The 21728-nt window shown below is 71.8% G+C and carries 17 protein-coding genes and 1 tRNA gene; 8 read left to right on the top strand and 10 right to left on the bottom strand.

Annotated elements, in window-relative coordinates:
• Positions 1–99 precede the first annotated feature (99 nt).
• Positions 100–1401 carry an MFS transporter gene (locus ABR737_RS19450; protein WP_350251436.1) on the bottom strand — a complete coding sequence of 434 codons (1302 nt, stop codon included), beginning with the start codon at positions 1399–1401 and terminating at the stop codon, positions 100–102.
• A gap of 355 nt (positions 1402–1756) precedes the next feature.
• Positions 1757–3277, bottom strand: a complete 1521-nt coding sequence (locus ABR737_RS19445; RefSeq protein ID WP_350256848.1) for a potassium/proton antiporter — start codon at positions 3275–3277, stop codon at positions 1757–1759.
• A 182-nt stretch (positions 3278–3459) separates the two neighbouring features.
• Between ABR737_RS19445 and ABR737_RS19440 the strand changes: the two genes are divergently transcribed.
• A complete protein-coding gene (locus tag ABR737_RS19440) occupies positions 3460–6183 on the top strand; it encodes a penicillin acylase family protein (RefSeq protein WP_350251435.1) in 2724 nt (907 codons plus the stop codon).
• A gap of 101 nt (positions 6184–6284) precedes the next feature.
• Here ABR737_RS19440 and ABR737_RS19435 read toward each other — a convergent pair whose 3' ends face one another.
• On the bottom strand, positions 6285–6980 hold the full coding sequence (locus tag ABR737_RS19435; protein WP_350256847.1) for a 5-formyltetrahydrofolate cyclo-ligase: 696 nt from the start codon (positions 6978–6980) through the stop codon (positions 6285–6287).
• An 87-nt stretch (positions 6981–7067) separates the two neighbouring features.
• On the opposite strand from ABR737_RS19435, the gene galU reads away from it, so the two are divergent.
• The 7 genes from galU (at position 7068) to ABR737_RS19400 (ending at position 12311) form a co-directional block, all read left to right on the top strand.
• Positions 7068–7970: a UTP--glucose-1-phosphate uridylyltransferase GalU gene (gene galU, locus ABR737_RS19430; RefSeq protein ID WP_129295899.1), complete on the top strand. Its 903-nt coding sequence runs from the start codon at positions 7068–7070 to the stop codon at positions 7968–7970.
• A gap of 4 nt (positions 7971–7974) precedes the next feature.
• Complete coding sequence (glp, locus tag ABR737_RS19425; RefSeq protein WP_350251434.1) at positions 7975–9291, top strand: molybdotransferase-like divisome protein Glp; 1317 nt, start codon at positions 7975–7977, stop codon at positions 9289–9291.
• Between the two features lie 61 nt (positions 9292–9352).
• Positions 9353–9835 carry a cyclic pyranopterin monophosphate synthase MoaC gene (moaC, locus tag ABR737_RS19420; RefSeq protein WP_350251433.1) on the top strand — a complete coding sequence of 161 codons (483 nt, stop codon included), beginning with the start codon at positions 9353–9355 and terminating at the stop codon, positions 9833–9835.
• A complete protein-coding gene (locus ABR737_RS19415; protein ID WP_350251432.1) occupies positions 9832–10335 on the top strand; it encodes a MogA/MoaB family molybdenum cofactor biosynthesis protein in 504 nt (167 codons plus the stop codon). Before moaC ends, ABR737_RS19415 begins: the two co-directional genes overlap by 4 nt.
• 14 nt (positions 10336–10349) lie before the next feature.
• Positions 10350–10964 carry a GNAT family N-acetyltransferase gene (locus ABR737_RS19410; protein ID WP_350251431.1) on the top strand — a complete coding sequence of 205 codons (615 nt, stop codon included), beginning with the start codon at positions 10350–10352 and terminating at the stop codon, positions 10962–10964.
• Between the two features lie 152 nt (positions 10965–11116).
• Positions 11117–12163, top strand: a complete 1047-nt coding sequence (sepX, locus tag ABR737_RS19405) for a divisome protein SepX/GlpR (protein ID WP_350251430.1) — start codon at positions 11117–11119, stop codon at positions 12161–12163.
• A gap of 75 nt (positions 12164–12238) precedes the next feature.
• Positions 12239–12311: transfer RNA gene (locus ABR737_RS19400), tRNA-Ala, on the top strand.
• 312 nt (positions 12312–12623) lie between these two features.
• Here ABR737_RS19400 and ABR737_RS19395 read toward each other — a convergent pair.
• From ABR737_RS19395 to ABR737_RS19365, 7 genes are all read right to left on the bottom strand, one after another.
• Positions 12624–16238, bottom strand: coding sequence for a HelD family protein (locus ABR737_RS19395; protein WP_350251429.1), 3615 nt, complete (start codon positions 16236–16238; stop codon positions 12624–12626).
• Between the two features lie 131 nt (positions 16239–16369).
• Positions 16370–17209 carry an alpha/beta fold hydrolase gene (locus tag ABR737_RS19390; protein WP_350251427.1) on the bottom strand — a complete coding sequence of 280 codons (840 nt, stop codon included), beginning with the start codon at positions 17207–17209 and terminating at the stop codon, positions 16370–16372.
• Positions 17206–17637, bottom strand: coding sequence for a helix-turn-helix domain-containing protein (locus ABR737_RS19385; RefSeq protein ID WP_350251426.1), 432 nt, complete (start codon positions 17635–17637; stop codon positions 17206–17208). The genes ABR737_RS19390 and ABR737_RS19385 overlap by 4 nt, the downstream gene beginning before the upstream one ends.
• Before the next feature lie 136 nt (positions 17638–17773).
• On the bottom strand, positions 17774–18343 hold the full coding sequence (locus tag ABR737_RS19380; protein ID WP_350251425.1) for a M23 family metallopeptidase: 570 nt from the start codon (positions 18341–18343) through the stop codon (positions 17774–17776).
• A gap of 266 nt (positions 18344–18609) precedes the next feature.
• Complete coding sequence (locus ABR737_RS19375) at positions 18610–19875, bottom strand: glycosyltransferase (RefSeq protein WP_350251424.1); 1266 nt, start codon at positions 19873–19875, stop codon at positions 18610–18612.
• Positions 19876–20226: 351 nt separating this feature from the next.
• Positions 20227–21006 carry a MerR family transcriptional regulator gene (locus tag ABR737_RS19370; protein ID WP_350251423.1) on the bottom strand — a complete coding sequence of 260 codons (780 nt, stop codon included), beginning with the start codon at positions 21004–21006 and terminating at the stop codon, positions 20227–20229.
• A gap of 221 nt (positions 21007–21227) precedes the next feature.
• Complete coding sequence (locus tag ABR737_RS19365; RefSeq protein WP_350251422.1) at positions 21228–21617, bottom strand: GntR family transcriptional regulator; 390 nt, start codon at positions 21615–21617, stop codon at positions 21228–21230.
• Between the last annotated feature and the right edge of the window lie 111 nt (positions 21618–21728).

Below are 21728 nucleotides of genomic sequence, written 5' to 3'. Positions count from 1 at the left end.
CTAACGACGCTCCATATTGCAGTATTCCCGCCCGCCAGTCCACCGTGACCGCCTTACGGTGACCGACTCCACGTTCCGTCAGACTTCCGGCAGAGGCCGTCAAACGCGCGCCAGCTCCCGTTCCCGGTCGCCGGAAACGGCTGTGACCTGCGGGTTCGCTCCGGTCACAGGCGCGCACGCAGCCTCGGCCGCAGCACGGGGCAGCAGATGGGCGCGGAGCGTCAGCAGCACCGTCAGGGCCAGCGCCGTACCGGCCAGCGGCACCAGGAATCCGGTGCTCGGCCCGAAGCCGTCCGCGAGCTGCCCCGCGGAGGTGGCCGCGACCGCCTGGCCCAGCGCGACCGCGCCGGTCAGCCAGGTGAAGGCCTCGGTCCGGGCGGCGGCCGGCACCAGCGACTCGACCAGCGTGTAGCCGGTGATCAGGGCCGGTGCGATGCACAGGCCGACGACCAGGCCGACCGCGCCGAGCAGCGGTACCGCGGTCACCGCCCACAACGGAGTGGTGGCCAGGGCCAGCAGCCCGTAGGCGACCAGCAGCCGGCGCCGCGGGCTGACCTTCCAGGTGATGGCCCCGCAGGCGATGCCGGCGAGCATGTTGCCGCCCGCGAAGATCCCGTAGAGCACGCCGTTGATGCCGGGCTGCCCGATGTGCTGGGTGAACGCGGTCAGCGAGACCTGCATCCCGCCGAAGACGGCGCCGATGCCGAGGAACGCCACGATCAGGACGCGCACGCCGGGCACCGACAGCGCCGAGACGCGCGGCCGGTCACCGGCCTGCGGGCGGTGCACCGGGGGCTGGCTGCGCCGCTGGGAGGCGAACAGCAGCCCGCCGGCCAGCGTCAGCGCGGCCTCGGCGACCAGGCCGGCCGCCGGGTGGATACCGGTGCACACCGCGGTCGCCAGCACCGGGCCGACGACGAAGGTGAACTCGTCGGTCACCGACTCGAAGGCGGCGGCGGTCGGCATCAGCGGGCTGCCGCCGAGCCGGGAGGCCCAGCGGGCCCGCACCATCGGGCCGACCTGCGGCGTCGAGGCGCCCGTGGGGACGGCCACCGCGAACAGCGTCCACAGGGGGGCGTGGGCGAGGGCGAGGGTGATCAGTGCGGCGACGCCGGCGACATGCACGAGTACGCCGGGGATCAGCACCGCGCGCTGGCCGAAGCGGTCGGCCAGCTTGCCGCTCTGCGGGGCGAACAGGGCCATGGACACACCGGTCGCGGCGGACACCGCGCCTGCGGTGCCGTACGAGCCGGTGGTCGATTCGACGAGCAGCACGATGCCGATCGTCAGCATGGCGAAGGGCTGCCGGGCCAGAAAGCCGGGCAGCAGGAATGTCCAAGCACCAGGGGTGCGGAGCAGTGGTCCGTATCCGGAACGGGAATCCTTGACCGCGGATGCCACGGCCGGGCCTTTCTGCCGCCTGGTAGCGCGCCACCCGCGAGGTCGTCACGGGTACGCGCCGAGAGCTGTCCTCTCGCGCAGGACCGAGTGATACCGCGTGGTCCGCACCGAGAGGGTGGCTGCGTGTGGCAGGAGGACCGCGGCCGCCGAGCGGTCGCGCCAGCTCTGCATCAGGCAGAGTTGGTTCGTCGATGTTGCCTTTTCATACTACAGGCCGTCGCGCGGGAAGCCCTGGGATTGGCCTGGGGTTCGGGTAAATTTCCTTGGGATCCGTGGAGATCTGCGGCACATTTCCCGCACTCCGGGGGGCGCGCCGGCGTACCCCGAGCGCCCCCGGCCCGGGCTCGCCCGGACCTCACCGGTGATGGTGCCCCCACCGCCCCGTGGACCCGCCCGTCCCCAGCCAGCCGGCCAGCTTGCCGCCCTGGGAGACCGCCTGCAGCCGCCGTTCGGCCGCGTCGCGTACCGGGTCGGTGGCGACCACCAGCAGTTCGTCGCCGCGCCGCAGCACCGTCGAGGGCGACGGCACGAAGCTGGAGTTGTCCCGGACGACGAGGGTGACCGCGGCGCCTGCGGGCATCCGCAGCTCACCGACCTCGACGCCGTGCATACGGGAGGCCGGGCCGATGGAGGTGGACAGCAGATGGCCGCGCAGCCGTTCCAGGGGAGCGGACTCGATGCCCAGGTCGGCGGCCTCCTCGTCGTCGCCCAGCTGCAGCCGCTTGGCCAGCCAGGGCAGCGTCGGCCCCTGGATCAGGGTGTAGACGACGACCAGGACGAAGACGATGTTGAAGACCCGGTCGCTGCCGGGAACATCGCTCACCATCGGGATCGTGGCCAGCACGATCGGCACCGCGCCGCGCAGTCCGGCCCACGACAGCAGGGTCTTCTCCGGCCAGGGCACCCGGAACGGCATCAGCGCCACAAAGACGGACATCGGCCTCGCCACCAGCGTGAGGATCATGCCGATCAGCAGCGCGGGCACGAAGTCGTCCAGCAGGTTGTGCGGGGTGACCAGCAGGCCGAGCAGGACGAACATCCCGATCTGGCCGATCCAGCCGAGGCCTTCGGCGAAGCCGCGGGTGGCCGGGGAGTGCGGCAGCTTGGCGTTGCCGAGGACCACCGCGGCCAGATAGACGGCGAGGAAGCCCGAGCCGTGCGCCAGCGCGCCGGCCGCGTAGGCGCAGACCGCGATGGCCATGACCGCGATCGGGTACAGGCCCGACGCGGGCAGTGCCACGTGCCGCAGGCCGTAGGCGCCGAGCCAGCCGATGGCCAGTCCGAGCGCGGCGCCGATCGCCAGCTCCAGGGCGATCTCGCCGAGCAGGAGGTACCAGTGTTCGACCGGCCCCGCGGTGGAGAAGGCGACCACGAGGATGACCACCGGGGCGTCATTGAGGCCGGATTCGGCTTCGAGCACCCCGGTCAGGCGGGCCGGCAGTGGCACGCTGCGCAGCACGGAGAAGACGGCCGCGGCGTCCGTGGACGAGACCACGGCGCCGATCAGCAGCGCCTGCCGCCAGTCGAGCCCGGCCAGATAGTGCGCTCCGGCCGCGGTGACCCCCACGCTCACCGCGACGCCGACCGTCGACAGCGACACCGCCCGGGGCAGCGCCGGCCTGATCTCTTTCCACTTGGTGCCCAGACCGCCCTCGGCCAGGATCACGACCAGCGCGGTATAGCCGAGGAGTTGGGTCAGCTCGGCATTGTCGAAGACGACACCGCCCAGGCCGTCCTGGCCTATGGCGATGCCTATCCCCAGGTAGATGAGCAGGCTGGGGAGCCCGCTGCGCGAGGAGAGCCGTACCGCGGCAACCGCGATGAGCAGTACGAGCGAGCAGAACAGCAGGAGTTCGTTGAGGTGGTCGACAGACAGGAGCTGGTCCTTCCTCGCACAGGTTCCGGAGGGGTCTTTCCTTACCGTATCTAGTTACTGAGACTAACAATTTACCATTACTTGAAGGTTGGGGGTGCTGGCGGTGACTCCGCGTAGGGGTAGCCGGACCCGTGCGCCTATGGTTGCTCCAGCACTCCCACCCTGCCCCTCGAAGGACCGAGATGCCCGCCAACAAGTCCGGCCCAGTCCCCAGGAAAAAGAAGGGGCGGCGCGGCCGCCTCGTCGCCATCACGGTCGTGCTGCTGCTCGTGGCGGGCATCGGCTTCGGCGCGTTCTGGGGGGTCAGTACCGTCCGCTCCTCGTTCCCGCAGACCACCGGCTCGCTCAAACTCCCGGGCCTGACCAACCCGGTGGATGTCGTCCGCGACGGCAACGGCATTCCGCAGATCTACGCCGACACCGACGAAGACCTCTTCCGCGCCCAGGGGTACGTCCAGGCCCAGGACCGCTTCTGGGAGATGGACGTACGGCGCCACATGACCTCCGGCCGGCTCTCGGAGATGTTCGGCAAGAGCGAGGTCAAGACCGACTCGTTCCTGCGCACCCTCGGCTGGCACGACGTGGCGCAGAAGGAGTACGACACCAAGCTGTCGCCCAGCACCAAGAAGTACCTCCAGTCCTACTCCGCCGGCGTCAACGCCTATCTCAAGGACCACAAGGGTTCGGCGGTGTCCCTGGAGTACGCGGCGCTGGACTTCCAGAACGACTACAAGCCCCAGAAGTGGACGCCGGTCGACTCGGTGGCCTGGCTCAAGGCGATGGCCTGGGACCTCCGCGGCAATATGCAGGAGGAGATCGACCGCTCCCTGATGACCAGCCGCTTCACCCCGGAGCAGATCGCCCAGCTCTACCCGGCATACCCGTACAAGCGGAACAAGCCGATCGTCGAGGGCGGCGCGGTCGACCCCGCCACCAAGAAGTTCTCGCCCAAGGGCTCGGCGGGTTCGGCGAATGCCACCCCCGCCGGCGCCGCCGCGGGCCTGCAGTCGGGCCTGTCCGCGCTGGCCGAGACCACCGACAGGATCCCGGCGCTGCTCGGCCCCAACGGCAACGGCATCGGCTCCAACTCCTGGGTCGTCTCCGGTGCGCACACCACCACCGGCAAACCGCTGCTCGCCAACGACCCGCACCTGGCACCGCAGATGCCCTCGCTCTGGTACCAGATGGGCCTGCACTGCCGTAATACCGGCCCCAAGTGCAACTACGACGTCTCCGGCTTCACCTTCTCCGGTATGCCCGGCGTCGTCATCGGCCACAACCAGGACATCTCCTGGGGCATGACCAACCTCGGTGCCGACGTCACCGACCTCTACCTGGAGAAGGTCAACGCCGACGGCTACCTCTTCGACAACAAGCAGCAGCCCTTCATAACCCGCAAGGAGACCATCAAGGTCGCCGACGGCGAGAGCCGCGAGATCACCGTCCGGTCCACCAAGAACGGGCCGATCGTCTCCGACCGCGACGGCGAACTGGCCAGTGTCGGCAAGGACGCCCCGGTCGGCAATGCCGCACCGGACCGCGGCGACGGCTACGCCGTCTCGCTGCGCTGGACCGCGCTGACCCCCGGCAAGTCCATGGACGCCGTCTTGGCACTCGACCGTGCCAAGGACTGGAACGGCTTCCGCAAGGCCGCCGGCGACTTCGAGGTCCCCTCGCAGAACCTGATCTACGCCGACACCAAGGGCAACATCGGCTACCAGGCCCCGGGCCGGATCCCGGTCCGCGGCAAGGGTGACGGCCACTACGACGGCACCCTCCCGGCGCCCGGCTGGGACCCGAAGTACCAGTGGACCGGCTACATCCCGCAGAAGGCGCTGCCGTACGAGTACAACCCCCAGCGCGGCTACATCGTCACCGCCAACCAGGCCGTCACGGACGAGAAGTACCCCTACCTCCTCACCAAGGACTGGGGTTACGGCTCCCGCAGCCAGCGGATCAACGATCTGATCGAGTCGAAGACCAAGGACGGCGGCAAGGTCTCGACCGACGATATGCAGGCCTTCCAGAAGGACAACAGCAGCGAGATCGCCCGGCTGCTGACGCCGTACCTCACGAAGATCGACATCAAGGACAAGTACGTCCGCGACGCCCAGCAGCTGCTGGAGGGCTGGGACTTCACCCAGGAGCCCGACTCCGCCGCGGCCGCCTACTTCAACGCCGTCTGGCGCAACACCCTCAAGCTCGCCTTCGGCAACAAGATGCCCAAGGAGCTGCGCCCCGACGGGCAGTGCCTGACCGTCCGCCCGGCGGACGAGACCGGGCCCGCCGACGAGAACGACAAGTACATCCGCGAATGCGGCGAGCGGGCCGGTGACACCGCGCAGCCCGACGGCGGCGACCGCTGGTACGAGGTCGTCCGCAACATCCTCGACGACCCGAACAACGCCTGGTGGAAGACCGAGGACCGGCCAGGCCGTCCCGGCGACAAGAACCGCGACCAGCTCCTGGCGCACGCCATGGCGGACGCGCGCTACGAACTGACCTCCAAGCTGGGCAAGAACATCGACAACTGGAGCTGGGGCCGGCTGCACCAGATGTACCTGAAGAACCAGACCCTGGGCACCGACGGACCCGGCATGCTGCAGGGCCTGTTCAACCGCGGCCCCTGGAACGTCGGCGGCGGTGAGGCCGCGGTCGACGCCACCGGCTGGAACGCCGCGGGCGGCTACCAGGTCACCTGGGTCCCGTCGATGCGGATGGTGGTCAACCTCGCGGACCTCGACAAGTCCCGCTGGATCAACCTCACCGGCGCCTCGGGGCACGCGTACGACGCCCACTACTACGACCAGACCGACAAGTGGGCCAAGGGTGACCTGCTGCCCTGGGCGTACAGCCAGGACGCCGTCAAGAAGGCGGGCAAGGACACGCTGACCCTGTCGCCGTAGGGGCTCTGCCCTCAGGGGCGGGCGGCGCTTCCGCCGTCACCTGGTGATCGCTGCGCCGTCGGGCGGGCCGGAAGACTTCCGGCCCGCCCGACGTCTTTGCTTCAGCCCTCCGTACGGCCCCCCGGTGCCGTGAACCGGTGCACCGCCGACGGGGTCACCGCGGCATGCACATGCCGGTCGTGCGGCTCGGCGGGCACCTCGGCCAGCACCTCCGCGTCATAGAGCAGCACCACCAGCGACGCCCGCGCACCGGCCCGCTCCAGCCGGGCCAGTACCCGGTCGTAGGAGCCGCCGCCGCGCCCCAGTCGCAGCCCGCCGCGGTCCACCGCGAGCCCCGGCAGCAGCACCACATCGGCCTGGGTGACGGCCTCGGGGCCCAGCCGGGTCCCGTCCGGTTCCAGCAGCCCCCGGCCGGCCCGTACGAGCCGTCCGGCACCCTCGTAGAGCGCCCAGTCCAGATCGTTGTCCGGCAGCAGGACGGGCAGCAGCACCCGCACCCCGGCCGTCCGCAGCCGGTCCAGCAGGGCGCGGGTGGAGGGTTCGCCGCCTATCGACACATAGGCCGCGACGGTGGGCGGGCCGCCAGGGCTGCCAGGGCTGCCAGGGATGCCGGCGTCGTCGGCTTCGTCGGCGTCGCAGGGGCCGCCGTGGCGCACGCCGGCGGGCGCGGCCAACTCGTCCAGCTCCAGCGTCCGCCGGGCCAGCTCCTCGCCCGTCACGGCGACGACATCCGGCGGCAACGCTCTCCTCACCTCCAGGAGGTGCCGCCGCAACCTGCGCTTTTTATCGTCGTCAATGCTCACGGTGTGCCCTTGCTCCCGCTCTCATGCTCTATTCACCAGACCCTCATCATCGTTCCGATAGGGCCGGTTATGGTGTCGCGCATGACCCCATCGCACACACGGATCAGCAAGGCTGTCATCCCCGCAGCCGGCCTCGGCACCCGGTTTCTCCCCGCCACCAAGGCCACACCCAAGGAGATGCTTCCGGTCGTCGACAAGCCCGCCATCCAGTACGTGGTGGAGGAGGCGGCCGCCGCCGGACTCTCCGACGTGCTGATGGTGACGGGCCGCAACAAGCGCCCGCTCGAGGACCACTTCGACCGCAACTACGAGCTCGAAGAGGCCCTGCACCGCAAGGGCGACGAGTCCCGGCTCGCCAAGGTGCAGGAGTCCAGCGACCTGGCGACCATGCACTACGTACGGCAGGGCGACCCCAGGGGGCTGGGCCACGCGGTGCTGTGTGCCGCACCGCACGTCGGCGACCAGCCCTTCGCGGTCCTCCTCGGCGACGACCTGATCGACCCCCGTGACCCGCTGCTGGCGCGCATGGTCGAGATACAGGAGCAGTACGGCGGCTCCGTGATCGCCCTCATGGAGGTCGACCCGGCGCAGATCCACCTCTACGGCTGCGCCGCCGCCGCGCCCACCGGTGACGACGATGTCGTGGCCGTCTCCGACCTGGTCGAGAAGCCCGACCCGGCGGAGGCGCCCAGCAACCTCGCCATCATCGGCCGTTACGTCCTCGACCCGGCCGTCTTCGAGGTGCTGCGCAAGACCGCCCCGGGCCGCGGCGGCGAGATCCAGCTCACCGACGCCCTCCAGGCGCTGGCCGCCGACCCCGCCCTGGGCGGCCCGGTGCACGGCGTCGTCTTCAAGGGCCGCCGCTATGACACCGGCGACCGCGGCGACTATCTGCGTGCCATTGTCCGACTGGCATGCGAACGTGAAGACCTGGGCCCGGACTTCCGGTCCTGGCTTCGCAGTTACGTCACCGAGGAGATGTGAGACGTTGAACCACGCCACCGGCCAGACCCGCCACCAGGACCGCGTCTGGTCGGTGGCCGAGCACCTCGACGACGTCCTGGCGAAGATCGCCCCGCTGGACCCGATCGAGCTGCAGCTCCTCGAAGCCCAGGGCTGCGTCCTGGTCGAGGACATCACGGTCCCCGTCGCCCTGCCGCCCTTCGACAACAGCTCCATGGACGGCTACGCGGTCCGCGCCGCCGATGTCGCGGGCGCCACGGAAGAGGCACCGGTCACCCTCACCGTCCTCGGCGATGTCGCGGCGGGCAGCGGCGCACTGCCGGAGATCGGCCCCGGCCAGGCCGCGCGCATCATGACCGGCGCCCCGCTGCCGCCCGGCGCCGGGGCCGTCGTCCCCGTCGAATGGACCGACGGCGGCACGGGCGAGGGGCCGGCCGCCACGATGCGTGCCCACAGCGCCGCCCCCCAGGACGCCGCCGGCGAGGTCCGCGTCCACCGCCCGGCCGCCGCCGGCGCCCATATCCGCACCCGCGGCAGCGATGCCACCGAGGGCGAGCCGGCCCTGCGGGCGGGCACGGTGCTCGGCCCCTCCCAGATCGGCCTGCTCGCCGCCATCGGCCGCGGCACGGTCAAGGTGCGCCCCCGCCCGCGGGTCGTGGTGCTGTCGACCGGCAGTGAACTGGTCCAGCCCGGCGAGGCGTTGGGCCCCGGGCAGATCCACGACTCCAACAGCTTCCAGCTCACCGCCGCCGCTCGCGCCGCCGGCGCGATCCCCTACCGTGTCGGCGCCGTCGCCGACGACGCCGAGACCCTTCGCTCCACGCTGGAGGACCAGCTCATCCGGGCCGACCTCGTCGTCACCAGCGGCGGCGTCAGCGTCGGCGCGTACGACGTGGTCAAGGAGACCCTGACCGCCCTGTCCGCCGACGAAGGCACGGTCGAGTTCCGCAGGCTCGCCATGCAGCCGGGCAAGCCCCAGGGCTTCGGCCTCATCGGCCCCGACCGCACCCCGCTCCTCGCACTGCCCGGCAACCCCGTCAGCTCGTACGTCTCTTTCGAGCTGTTCGTCCGGCCCGCCATCCGGGCCCTGAGGGGGCTGCCCGAGGTGCACCGCCCCGTCACCCCCGCCCGGTGCACCGACGCCATCGCCTCCTCACCCAAGGGGAAGCGCCAGTTCCTGCGCGGTTCCTACGACGCCGACGCCGGCACGGTCACCCCCGTCGGCGGCGCAGGCTCCCACCTGATCAAGGCCATGGCGCACGCCAACGCGCTGATCATCGTCCCCGAGGACACCACCGAGGTCGCCGCGGGCGCCGAGGTGGACCTCGTCCTGCTCGGGTAGCCCGCTGCCGCCGGGGGTACGGTGTCGTCCCACAGGCGGCAGTTTGGGTACCGGGAGAACGATGAGCAGCGGCCAGCAACACCTCACCCATCTCGACGCGGCGGGCGCGGCGCGGATGGTCGACGTCTCCGCGAAGGACGTCACCGCCCGCACGGCCGCCGCCCGCGGCCGCGTCCTGGTCTCCGCGCAGGTCATCGAGCTGCTGCGGGGCGAGGGCATGCCCAAGGGCGACGCCCTGGCCACCGCCCGGATCGCCGGCATCATGGGCGCCAAGCGCACCCCCGAGCTGATCCCGCTGTGCCACCCGCTGGCCGTCTCCGGCGTCACGGTGGACCTCTCCCTCACCGACGACGCCGTCGAGATCACGGCCACCGTCAAGACCACCGACCGCACGGGCGTCGAGATGGAGGCCCTGACCGCTGTCTCGGTCGCCGCGCTCACCGTCGTCGACATGGTCAAGGCCGTCGACAAGGCAGCGGTCATCTCCGATATCCGCGTGGAGGAGAAGACCGGCGGCAAGTCCGGCGACTGGAGCCGGTCATGAGCCCCGCCCGCGCCCTGGTCGTCACCGCCTCCAACCGCGCCGCGGCCGGCCTCTACCCCGACAAGGGCGGTCCGCTGCTCGCCGAGGGCCTGACCGCGATGGGCTTCGAGGTCGACGGCCCGCAGGTGGTGCCCGACGGAGAACCGGTGGAGGCCGCCCTGCGCGGCGCCGTCGCCTCCGCCCGCTACGCCGTCGTCCTGACCACCGGCGGTACGGGCCTGTCGCCCACCGACCGCACCCCCGAGGCCACCCGCCAGGTCCTGGACTACGAGATCCCCGGCATCCCCGAGGCGATCCGCGCCGCCGGCCGTACGAAGGTGCCCACCGCCGCGCTCTCCCGGGGACTGGCGGGCGTCGCCGGTACGACCCTGATCGTCAACCTCCCCGGCTCGACCGGTGGGGTCCGCGACGGCCTCGCCGTCCTCGCCGACATCCTGCCGCACGCCGTCGACCAGATCCGCGGCGGCGACCACCCCAGACCATCCGGGAGCCCGAGCTGAACGCGCCCTGGCCGGTGGTCCTCACGGACGGAGAGGTGACCCTCCGCCCGATAAAGCTGCGCGACCAACGGGCCTGGCGCGAGGTCAACCGCCGTAACCGCGACTGGCTGCGCCCCTGGGAAGCGACCGTCCCGCCGCCCCCGCCCGGCCTCGTCCCGCCGCACCGCCCCACGTACCGTCAGATGGTCCGCCACCTCCGCGCCGAGGCGCACGCGGGCCGGATGCTGCCGTTCGTCGTCGAGTACCGCGGCCGGCTCGTCGGCCAGCTGACGGTCGCCGGGATCACCTGGGGCTCCATGTGCTCCGGCCATATCGGCTACTGGGTCGACCGGGAAGTCGCCGGCCGCGGTGTCATCCCGACCGCCGTGGCGCTCGCCGCCGACCACTGTTTCCGGTCCGTGGGACTGCACCGCATCGAGATCTGCATTCGCCCGGAGAACGTCCCCAGCCGCCGGGTGGTCGAAAAGCTCGGCTTTCGCGAAGAGGGCACCCGCCCGCGCTACCTCCACATCGACGGCGCCTGGCGCGACCACCTGGTCTTCGCTCTCACCGCGGAAGAAGTACCCGAAGGCCTGCTCAGCCGCTGGCGCAGGGAGAAGCCCAGCGCTCCCGGCACACCCCACAAATAAAATAAACGTTCGATTCTATTCCCTGATGGACCGGATCGGCGGAAGACACTGATCTCTACCATCACAAAAAAGTTCGAGATATCAGCCAGATCGTGCGACACACCGGCCCAATTGGCGGATGGCCCCCTGCAAACCCCTCTACCGTGTGAGTTGTGAGAAGCAGCGGCCTCATCTACGCAGTCATCGTCGGGGCCTGGGCCGCCTACTTGGTGCCGATGTGGCTCCGTAGGCAGGACGAGCTCAACGAGGCCCGTCCGACCGAGCGCTTCAGCACCGCCATCCGGCTGCTGTCCGGACGGGCGGCGATGCAGCGCCGTTACGACAAGGCACGCGGGGAGCACCCCGCCGACGATGCGGGCGACGACGTGGACCCGGACGCCCCGGCCGGCGAGGCCGCCGCCCGGGCCTTCGGCGACCCCGCGGCGGACCCGGCCGAGGCTCCCCACACCCGGGTGCAGGCCGCGCCGCCGCGCCCCTCCGCCGCCGAGCGGACCAAGCGCGCCAAGGTCCTCGCCCGCCGCCGGCGCACCACCACCGTCCTCTTCCTCACCTTCACCGCCGGCGCCATCGTCGCCGCGGTCGGCGGCCTCCCCTTCCTCTGGGCCCCCGCCCTGCCCGCCCTCCTGCTGACCGCGTACATCATTTACCTGCGCGCCCAGGAGCGGCGGCGCTTCACCTTCACCATGGACCGGCGCAAGGCGGAGGCCGCGGCCCAGCGCCTGCGGGAGGGACGCCGGGCCCGCCCTCAGCAGGCGGCCGACCAGCCGCCCGTCGCTGATCACCCGGCCGACGTCCGCGCTGACACCCCGCCCGACGCCGCCCCGGAACCGCCCCGCCCCGCGACCCCCGCCCATACCGCGGGCCGCCGCGCCCTGGTCGAGGAGACCGACCACGCCGAGTGGGTCGACCAGCAGCGCGAACGCGAACGCCCGCGCCCCGCCGCCGGCAGCTGGGACCCGGTCCCCGTCCCCCTCCCCACCTACGTCACCGCGCCGGTCGCCCCCCGTGCCACCAGCCACGTCGACCTGGACGCCGAGGACGCCTGGAGCTCCGCCCGCTCCAGCGCCGCCGCCGACCACCCCCACGCCGACACCCCCTCCCAGGACCGCCCCACCCACCCCGGCCGCCGCACCCGCGGCCGCACCCCCCTCTTCGACCAGTACGAGAACGAGGACCGCCCGCGCGCGGCGAACGAGTGACGGCCCTCGGCTGACCAGCACCGGAAGCGATTTCCGAGCACCGCGACCGAGATGCTAGAGTTTCACTCGTCGCAAGGGCCTGTGGCGCAGCTGGTAGCGCACCTCGTTCGCAACGAGGGGGTCAGGGGTTCGAATCCCCTCAGGTCCACAGCGCGTCAAAGCCCCCACCGGGGAGATTCGGTGGGGGCTTTTTCCTGTCGTACGGCAGTGCAGAGGGCGCGTGCGTGTGGATCTCCGTGGTTACCGCGATCCCGCGGTCGGCCGGGTTCGGCCCGGTCAAGCGAGGAGGGCCGACCTCCCAGACCCGTCTGATCCTTACCTGTGGCAAGACCCATTGGTTGCCCCGAGGAACCGCCGTGGCGGACGCGACCAGCAGGGAAATCAGGTCCCTCGCGGGCCGGTTGGGGGGCAGGCCGATGCGCCCCACTGCACGGATTGGCTTGGGAGCAGGGCGGCTATGTTACTTCTGGCCGGGCGTCAGGGCGGACTCCGGGCTGTCGCCGCCCCAGCTGTCCGGGGTGCGCCAGAGGACGTGGATGTGGAAGACGTCGTGGATGGTGTCGGCGGACCAGTCCTCCGTGGGGGGTTCGGAGAGGACCAGGTAGAGGCTGTCGGCCGGGGTGGGCAGGGTGTGGTTGATCTCCAGGAGGCGGGTCGCTCCCGAGCGGAGGTCTTCGTAGGTGGAGCGGCCGGCGCCCAGGACCTCGTAGAGGAACAGGCCGTTGTCCGTGAGGCAGCTGACGTCGACGAGCGGGGAATCGGCCGGCTGGAGCTCTGCCCAGAGCAGGGCGGACTTCAGGGCGTAGCGCACCGACTCGTGTTTCTTGCAGGTGCGGTCGGCGGCGGCCGAGGTCTCCAGTGCGTGCAGGAATCCCTCCTTCGTGGTGACGGTGGGTGCGGTGGGAACTTCTGCGACGGTGGGCACGGGGGCGCATTCCTTCTGGTCGGGCTGCGGCGCGGGGGTGGAAGGAGCGGTGAGAGTGGTGGGGGTGGTGGGAATGGCGGGGGTGCTTTCGGAGGCCGAGCCGGTGTCGGGCTCGGTGGCGAGGCGGGTCCGGAGGGTTTCGCGGGCTTCGGTCAGGGCCTGGGTCCAGCCGGAGTGGGTGAGGTCGTGCCGTAGCCGGCCGGTGTCCAGGGTGTTGTCCTTGAGTGCGCGGTGGGCGCCCGCCATGAGGTCGCGCAGCACGCCCAGACGGTGTCTGTCCGGGGAACCGAGCACGCACCGCACGTCCACCCAGTCCACCTGCTCGCGGCGGAGGACGCGGTGGGCCATGGCCTGCAGATCGGACAGCCGGCCGCGGGCGTCCTGGGGGATGTCTCCGTCGCCGGTCAGCAGCTCGTCGAGCACGTCGAGTGCGGCTGCGTAGCGTTCCGCCATCGTGGGGGAGAGGGGCTTGCGGCCGCGCTGGTCGGTGGTGAGCACGCTCTGGTTGGTCTCGTTGGCGAAGACCCAGCAGTCCAGTTTCTCGCCTCGGTGCGGGGGAGCGGAGCCGTGCCGGACGGTCAGGACCAGGGGGCGGTCGAGATCGGGGGCCAGCGCTTTGACCTTGTAGCGGCCGCCCGGCCCGGGGCCGAGGACTCGTACGCGGATGTCGGTTCCGATCGGGGGGATGGCGCCTTGCGCTGTGCCGGGTTCGGTCGTTTCGGTGGCTTCGGTGGCTTCGGTGGCTTCGGTGGCTTCGGTGGCTTCGGTGGCTTCGGTCGGTTCAGTGGATTCCGTGGATTCCGTGGGATCCGTGGTTTCGGTGGCGGGTGCTTTGGGTGGTTTGGGTGCTTCGGGTTGTTCGAAGGTGCCGTTGGTATCCGCGGCGAGGGCGCCGTCGGGGTGCGTGAGGACTTCCGGAAGGGCGGAGGTGTGGAGCACCGTCAGGGTCTGGGTGCTGCGGGTGAGGGCGATGTAGAGCTGGCGGTGGCCGGCCGGGCCGCGGTCGGCGATGGTGGCGGGTTCGACGACCAGGACGTGGTCGTACTCCATGCCCTTGGCCTGCGCGGCGGCCAGGACGGAGACCGTCTCGCGGCCTTGCGCGGTGAGGCCGGCACGCTCGTCGAGATGGCGGCCGATCTCGTCGAGCCAGCCCGAGTCGTCGGGGACGATGACGGCCACGGAACGCGGGGTGTTCCCGTCGCTGGTGCCCACCAGGCGGGTGACCTGGGCGGCGGTGTCGTCGAGGAGCTTCCACGGCTCGGTCGCCAGGGTCCGTACGGCCCCGTCGCCCGCCTCCCGCACGGCCTGCGGATAGGGCAGGGCCGGGGCGACCGCACGGGCGAGGGGCGCCACGAACTCCATGATCTCCGCAGGCACGCGGTAGCTGGTGGTCAGCTCGGCGACGTGCCAGTCCCCGTGGTCGGACAGCAGTGTGCCCAGGCGGTCCCAACTGGTGTGGGTGTGGGGGCCGGTGGCCTGGGCGAGGTCACCGAGGACCGTCATGGAGCCGTTGACCGCGCAACGGCGGCGCAGTGCGCGGGCCTGCATGGGGGTGAGGTCCTGCGCCTCGTCGACGACGATGTGTCCGTAGCGCCTCGGGGTCTCCCCGGAGATGAGGAACCGGAGTTCTTCGAGGCAGACATGGTCGTCGAGGGTCCATGGGTCGGCATCGGCGCTGGCGGCCCGGGGGCGGTGCAGGGCCGCCTGCTCGTCGTCGTCGAGGATGCCGGCGGCGCACGTGCCGAGGAGGTCGGCCGAATCGTAGAGAGTGCGCAGGGCCTCCCTGGCGCCCGGCGAGGGCCAGATGCGGTCCACGAGGCGTTCGACCCGGCGGTTGCGTTCCAGGTCGCGGCGGATCGTACCGCCCTGTCCGCGGCGCGGGGCGATGGCGGCGAGTTCCTGCAGCAGGCGGTCGACGAACAGGCTGCGGAAGCGTTCGCGGCGCTCCCGGTAGGCGCCGTCGCCGCCCCGTGTCTCGTCGAGGAGGGCGAGGACTTCGGTCCGCGGGACGCGCAGGGTCGTGCTGCCGGCGGTGACGACGACCGCGGGCTCGTCGCCCTCGAAGGAGGGGGCGGTGGTGAGGTCGTCGAGGACTTCGGGCCGGCAGTCGTTGTCGATCCGGCGCCGCAGGACGGCCGCCATGCGCTCGTCCGACTTCACCAGCCGCGCCGCCGGGGTGTCGGTGCCATGGATCTCGCCCTCCCACAGGCGGGTCAGCTGGACGGCGTTGACGTCCCGCGTCCCGAGGGTGGGCAGGACCTGTCCGACGTAATCGAGGAACCGCTGGTGGGGGCCGATGACGAGGATGTCCTGGGCCTTGAAGTGCTCGTTGTTGACGAGCCAGGTGACGCGGTGGAGACCGACCCCGGACTTGCCGGTGCCGGGGCCGCCCTGCACCACGAGGATGTCGGAGGGGGAGCCCGTGACCAGGTCCATCTGGTCCCGGCGGATGGTTTCGACGATGTCCCGCATACGGCCACTGCGCGACCGCTGGAGCTCCCGCAGCAGGAAGTCGTCCGGCTGGAGCGTCTTACGGCGCCGGCGGCGGGCGGCATCGCCGGGCGTACGGGACGGCGGGCGCTGCTTCCCCGGCGCCGGGACGGGGGCCTCGGGCGCGGCCGCAGGACGGGAGTCGTCCGCGGCCGGTCGTGGCTCCGGGACGGGCGTGGATGAGGTGGGTAATACGGGGGCTGAGGGAGCTGCGGGAGCTGTCCGGGCGATCTCGTCGAAGTAGCCCTCGACCACACGCTGCACACAGCGCAACTGCCGTCGCAGGCTCACCTCCCCGGGTGCCTCGGGCCGCGCCTCCAGCCACTTCTTCGCCAGCGGGCTGGTCCACAGCAGGACCACCGGTTCGTTCACGGCGTCGCGTACGCCTCGTCGCCCGATGTACCAGGGGCGGTGCTCGCCGCCCGGCTCCTCCGGTGCGTCGACGCGGGAGAAGACCAGTGACTCGTCGCCGAGGCCGCCGTACTCCTCGGCCCGCGCCTCCGCCTCGATCCGGTTGGCGATGCTGTCCTTGCCGCTCGCCGAAGCCGTGGCGGCCGACGCCCCGCTCATCTGGGCCAGCCGCGCGCGGTAGCAGTCGTAGGCGTGGTCCACCGCCTTCTGCTCGACGGCGATGACCTCATCGCGTGTGGTGGCGCTCATGTGCATCCTCCCTGCGGCGTCCACGGGATGCCGCTACGGGCCTGCGCCCGTACCCCATTCACATAACTATCAGAGAAGGGGTGGTGACGAATGGTCATCACATGAGTTGCTGCGGGCCGCCCTCCGGAGGGTCAGCCGCGGAGGAAGGACAGGACGGATGCGGTCTGGTCGAGGAGGGCGTGTCCGGCGTCGGGCAGGAGGTTCACGGTGGCGTGCGGGACACATCGGTGTATGCGCCGGGCGGTTTCCGCGGAGTCGAACATGGCGTCGCGGGCGCCGGCTGTCACCAGCACCGGCATGGTCAGGCGGCGCAGAGCGCTGTCGGGGAACACGGGTAGCCGCTCCGTGCGCGGCTTGAAGTGCCTGAAGGTCAGCGACACGTGGTCGAGGAGGTGCCGGGTCTGTGGTGTGTCGAGGCCCGTGGCGGCTCGCGCCGACCGGAGCGCGCCCCGGCGTCCGAAGGGGCGCAGGAGCAGGAACGTGAAGACCAGACCCATTTTCTGCCTCCCCACGCCGCCGGGGCACAGCAGGGCCAGGCGGGTCACCCGTTGCGGCCGGCGGGTGGCGTAGTCCAGCGCCAGCCAGCCGCCGAGTGACATCCCGACGATCGAGGTGTTCGTGATACCGAGACCCTTCAGTACCTCGTCCAGCCAGAGCGCGGAGGCCTCGGAGGCGAGGGGCGGGCGGGACGGCGCGCTCCTGCCGGGCTCGCCGATGACGTCGACGGCGTAGGTACGGAAATGCCGGGACCAGGAGGCGATGTCGTCCTGCCACAACGAGGTGTTCGCCCCGCTGCCGTGCAACAGCAGGAGGGGCGGGGCGTCTTCGGGGCCGGAGGCGATGACGAAGGTCTCGCCCTCGCGGGTCGGTAGCCGGATGTGCTCGGCGGGGACCGGCCAGGCGCTCAGCGCCTCCTGATAGCGCTGCTGGATCTCGTTCGCGCCGGCCTCGGACTTGTAGATCGTGCTCATGACGAGAGCACCCCCTCCACGTAGTCGAGCAGCCGGGCGGTGGCTCCCGGGCCGCCCAGCACGATGATCTTCATCCGGGCCCGCTCCTGGTCGTACGCCGTCTCGATCCGCAGCGGCTCGTCCCCCCGCCGGTCGTTGGTCGCCGAGCCCACCAGGAGGATGGTCAGGCGGTCGGCCGTCTCGGGGCTGACCGCGTCGATCTCCACGATGCTCGACACCTCGGTGTGCCGCTGCCGCCCGTCCGTCTCGCCCGGGGGCGCCGGCACCGGACGGCCGGTGAACGCTTCCAGGTCCTCGTGCGCGATCCGGTACTGCTTGCCGATACGGACCGCGGGGAGTCGGCCGTCCCGTACGTAGCTGCGGATGGTGCGTACGTGCAGGCCGAGGCGTTCGGCGACCTGCTCCACGGAGTAGAAGTGTTCGCTCACGAAAACTACCTTAACATTCCCTATCGGGGGTTGGAATAGGGGCTGTTAGGGAAGATTGGGGAAGGGTGAGAGGGGGCTTGAGGGATGTGGGCGAGTGGGGCGGGGGTGGCCGGGCGGCGGGGCAGTGGGGACGGAGTCAGCGGGTGAAGGACCGGGAGGTGAGGCGGACGCCGTGTCGGGCCAGGTAGGTGAGGGGGTTGATGTCCGAGCCGTAGCGGCGGTTCTTGCGGACCTCGAGGTGGAGGTGGGGGCCGGTGACGCGGCCGGTGGCGCCGCTGTAGCCGAGGCGGGTGCGGGCGCGGACCTTCTGGCCGGGGCGGACGGTGATGCGTGAGAGGTGGCCGAAGAGGATGTAGCGGCCGTCCTTCATCCGGATCGTCACGGCCTTGCCGTAGGCGCCCGATCTTCTGGCGAGGACGACGGTGCCCGAACCGACGGATCTGACCCGGGTCCCGGAGCGGATGGCGAGGTCGATGCCGGTGTGGTGGCCGGCGCGCCAGTGACCGCGGGCGCCGTAGGGAGAGCTGATGCGGTAGTGCGCGGTCGTGGGGTGGGTCCACTTGCCGGAGTGGGTGCCGGCGGCGGTGGGCGCGGCGGCGTGGGCCACCTGGGAGGCCGTCAGCGTGAGGACGGAACCCATGGCCGCCGTGGCTATGGCGTGGAGCAGCATTCTGCGGAGCGGGGGGTGGGTGCGGAATGGGGTCATGTGGCGAGCCCACGCCTTGTGACGGGCGGTCGCATCCCGGGGCGGGCCGCCGGGCCGCCGAACGGGTGGAGGTTGGCCCGGCGGGTGAGCCTCGTTGGGCCGGGCGGCCGGATGGGCGGTGCGGGAGCGCGGGGATGGGTGGGGCGCCTCAGGGCTGGGGCAGGGCGGCTCTGGCACACAGGAGGCGCGGGAGTGCGGGGCGGACGGGGACGGGCGCGGCGCCTCAGGGCTCGGGCGGGGTGGCTCAGGCACTCAGATGGGGCGGCTCAGGCACCCAGGCATTCGACCGCCTTGAGGACCTGGCCGGCGCCGTCCTCGGCGGCCAGGCGCCGGGCGGCCTCGGTGGCGTGGTGGCGGCGGTCGGGAGCGGCGGTGGCCTGGGTGAGGGCGTGGGCCAGGCGGGCGACGGCGTGGCCGGCGGACAGGTCGGCGAACGGGATCGGGGCGGTGGCCGCGCCGAGGGAGGCCAGGCGGGCGGCCCAGAAGGGCTGGTCGGCGGTGACCGGTACCGGGACGGTGGGGACGCCTGCGCGCAGTCCCGCGGCGGTGGTTCCGGCGCCGCAGTGGTGGACCACGGCGGCCATCCGGGGGAAGAGGAGGGCGTGCGGGACGTCGCCGATGGTGAGCAGGTCGGCGTGCTCGGGTGCGTGCCGGGTGGTCAGCCCGGCCCACCCGGACTGGAGGATGCCGCGGACCTTGGCGCGGCGCAGGGCGGCGGCCGCGAGGGCGCTCAGACGCTCACCGTCGCCGCCCGCCATGCTGCCGAAGCCGATGAAGACCGGGGGCGGTCCCGCGGCGAGGAAGTCCTCGACGACAGGCGGAAGTTGGGCGCCCGGTGCGTGCCAGGGCCACCAGTTGCCGACCACGTCCAGGCCGGTGGGCCAGTCCGCGGGGCGGGGCACCAGCACCTCGCTGAAGCCGTGCAGGACCGGCCGGCCGGCGGCTTCGGCGCGGCGGCGGGCCGTGCGGGCGGTGGCGGGCGGCAGGCCGAGGCGGGCCCGGAGGTCGCGGGTCGCGTCCGCGTAGAGGCGGTCGATGATGCGGAGCGAAAGACGGCCGGCGGCGCGGTTGCCCCAACGCCCCAGTGAGCGGCCGCCGCTGACGACCGGGGCGAAGTCGCCGGTGGGCGCGCCGGGTACGAGAGGCAGGTCGAGGTACGGGATGCCCATCGCCTCGGCGAGATGGTGGCCGAGCGGTGCGGTGGTGGCGGAGAGCAGGAGGAGGCCGGTGTCCGCGTGGGCGGCCTCGGCGATTCCGCCGCCCAGTTCCTTGATGAAGGCGGCGGCCTGGCGCATGAGGGCGCGTTTGCCGGCCGGGCCGGCGGGCTGCGCTTGTCCGGCGGCGGGGCGGCGGGTGCGGGGGTCGGCCGGCAAGGGGCGGAACTCCAGGCCGGCGGCTCGTACGAGGCCGGCGTAGCTGTCGTGCGTGGCGAGGGCGACCTCGTGGCCGGCTGCGCGGAGCCGGGCGCCCACGCCCGTGTACGGGGCGACGTCGCCGTACGATCCGGCGGCGGTGATCAGGATGTTCGTCATGGTCGTCGGCCTTCTTGGGCGGGGAGTCAGGGAGGGGGCTGCGGCAGGGTGGTGCAGGCAGGTGGTGCGCGCCCGTGTGGGCAGGGCGGTGCGGCCCGAGGGGGCAGGTCGGGGGTCCGGTGCAGGCAGGGTGGCGCGGGATGCGGGATGCGGGATGCGGGATGCGGGATGCGGGATGCGGGATGCGGGATGCGGGATGCGGGATGCGGGATGCGGGACGCGCGGTGCGGGACGCGCGGTGCGCGGTGCAGGCGGGAGCCTGACGACAGGCGCTGGGGGAGTCCGGGCTACGGAGCACCAGGGAGCCGTAGGGGGCTGCCCCGGGGAACCCCTACGGGGTGCCAGGTCCCCCTAGGAGGCCGGTGACTGGCGTACGGCGTTGGCGTGCACGGCGGTGCGTACATACGCGGCGAGGCCGGGCCGCTGTTCGCTGGGTGGGACGACCAGGGCGAAGGCGCGAGGGTCGGCGGCGAAGTCGTCGGCGATCCGGCCGTGCATATCCGTGGGGCACGGGGTGAACCAGCGGGCGATGTGCCGGCGCTGTTCCTCCGCGAGGTCCATGGCGCGCTCGCCGTCCGCGGCCTCCCCGGCGTCGAAGGCGGCGGTCAGCCGGCGGCGCCAGTCGGCGTGCTGGGCCATGAGCGTCGCCCAGTCCTCCTTGGAGTGCGCGGCGGCCCGCGCCATCGAGCGCTGATGGCCTTCGAGGTGCTGCCACTTCAGACGGGCCTCGGTGGCGTAGGTGAGGTCGAAGGTCAGCTCGCCGAAGACCTCGAAGCGCTCCTCCGGGGTCAGCTGCACGCCGGTCTCCTGGACCTTCATGGCGTTCTCGGCGACCTCGACCAGTCGTTGCAGCTTGGCGATCTGGTCGTTGAGGTTGCGGTGCCGGGCGCGGAGATGGTCGAGGGCGTTGGCCTGCGGGTCTTCCAGGATGGTGGCGATCTCGTCGAGCGGGAAGCCGAGTTCCCGGTAGAAGAGGATCTGCTGCAGCCGGGCGAGGTCGGCATCGCTGTAGAGGCGGTAGCCGGCGGGGCTGCGGTCGCTGGGGGAGAGCAGGCCGGCCTTGTCGTAGTGGTGCAGGGTGCGCACCGTGATGCCCGCGAATCCGGAGACCTGCCCGACCGAGTAACTCATCGCAGCGCCTTTCATCCCGTCCGTCCGGCCGGCCCGTCCTGCCCGGTGGGGTGCCACCGGTGGCGGGCCGTGCGTCCTTCAGGGTGGAACCTGACGTGGGGTGAGGGTCAAGCGGGGCGGAAGAAAGGCGGCCGGGGTGCGGCCGGGGACGGCCAGTGGGTGGGCGGGGCGCGGCGCAGGCCTGCCCGCTTCACCGCTCGCTCGGTCCGTCCGGCTCAGCCCTACGGATACCGGTCCTGCAGCACCGAGTTCATCAGCGCCTGGACGTCCTCCCGGTCCAGCCCCTCCGCGCGGGCCCGGTCCATCCAGGAGCGGAGCTCCTCGCGCAGCAGGGCGTCCGCCGCGGACTCCGGGCGGGCGAGCGTACGGCTGACGAAGGTGCCGAGGCCGGGGCGGGGTTCGACCAGGCCCTCGCGTTCGAGCTCGCGGTACGCCTTGAGGGTCGTGTTGGGGTTGACCTTGGTCGTGGCGGCGACCTGTGCGGCGGTCGGCAGCCGGTCGCCCTCCACCAGGATGCCCAACCGCAGCGCCTGCTGGACCTGTTGGACGATCTGGAGGTAGGTGGCGACGCCGCTGCGGCGGTCGATACGGAATTCGACGGCGCTCACCACCTCTCTGCTTCTCTCGCCGGTGCCGGCTTGCGGGCCGCGGTTGCCACCCTGTGGGCCGCAGGTGCCGCCCTGTGGGCCGCCGGGACCGTGCTGCCCGACCGCTTGATGATC

The organism is Streptomyces sp. Edi2, assembly GCF_040253635.1.
Classification (GTDB): Bacteria; Actinomycetota; Actinomycetes; order Streptomycetales; family Streptomycetaceae; genus Streptomyces.
Note: the sequence above shows the minus strand (reverse complement) of the source record. Positions and strands in the feature narration are given on the sequence as shown.

What these genes read in the sequence shown, in the direction of transcription:
- ABR737_RS19395 (WP_350251429.1), bottom strand. Translation starts at nt 16,238, where the DNA reads ATGAGCGCCACCACACGCGATGAGGTCATCGCCGTCGAGCAGAAGGCG.
- ABR737_RS19375 (WP_350251424.1), bottom strand. Translation starts at nt 19,875, where the DNA reads ATGACGAACATCCTGATCACCGCCGCCGGATCGTACGGCGACGTCGCC.
- galU (WP_129295899.1), top strand. Translation starts at nt 7,068, where the DNA reads ATGACCCCATCGCACACACGGATCAGCAAGGCTGTCATCCCCGCAGCC.
- ABR737_RS19415 (WP_350251432.1), top strand. Translation starts at nt 9,832, where the DNA reads ATGAGCCCCGCCCGCGCCCTGGTCGTCACCGCCTCCAACCGCGCCGCG.
- ABR737_RS19380 (WP_350251425.1), bottom strand. Translation starts at nt 18,343, where the DNA reads ATGACCCCATTCCGCACCCACCCCCCGCTCCGCAGAATGCTGCTCCAC.
- ABR737_RS19370 (WP_350251423.1), bottom strand. Translation starts at nt 21,006, where the DNA reads ATGAGTTACTCGGTCGGGCAGGTCTCCGGATTCGCGGGCATCACGGTG.
- ABR737_RS19440 (WP_350251435.1), top strand. Translation starts at nt 3,460, where the DNA reads ATGCCCGCCAACAAGTCCGGCCCAGTCCCCAGGAAAAAGAAGGGGCGG.
- ABR737_RS19390 (WP_350251427.1), bottom strand. Translation starts at nt 17,209, where the DNA reads ATGAGCACGATCTACAAGTCCGAGGCCGGCGCGAACGAGATCCAGCAG.
- moaC (WP_350251433.1), top strand. Translation starts at nt 9,353, where the DNA reads ATGAGCAGCGGCCAGCAACACCTCACCCATCTCGACGCGGCGGGCGCG.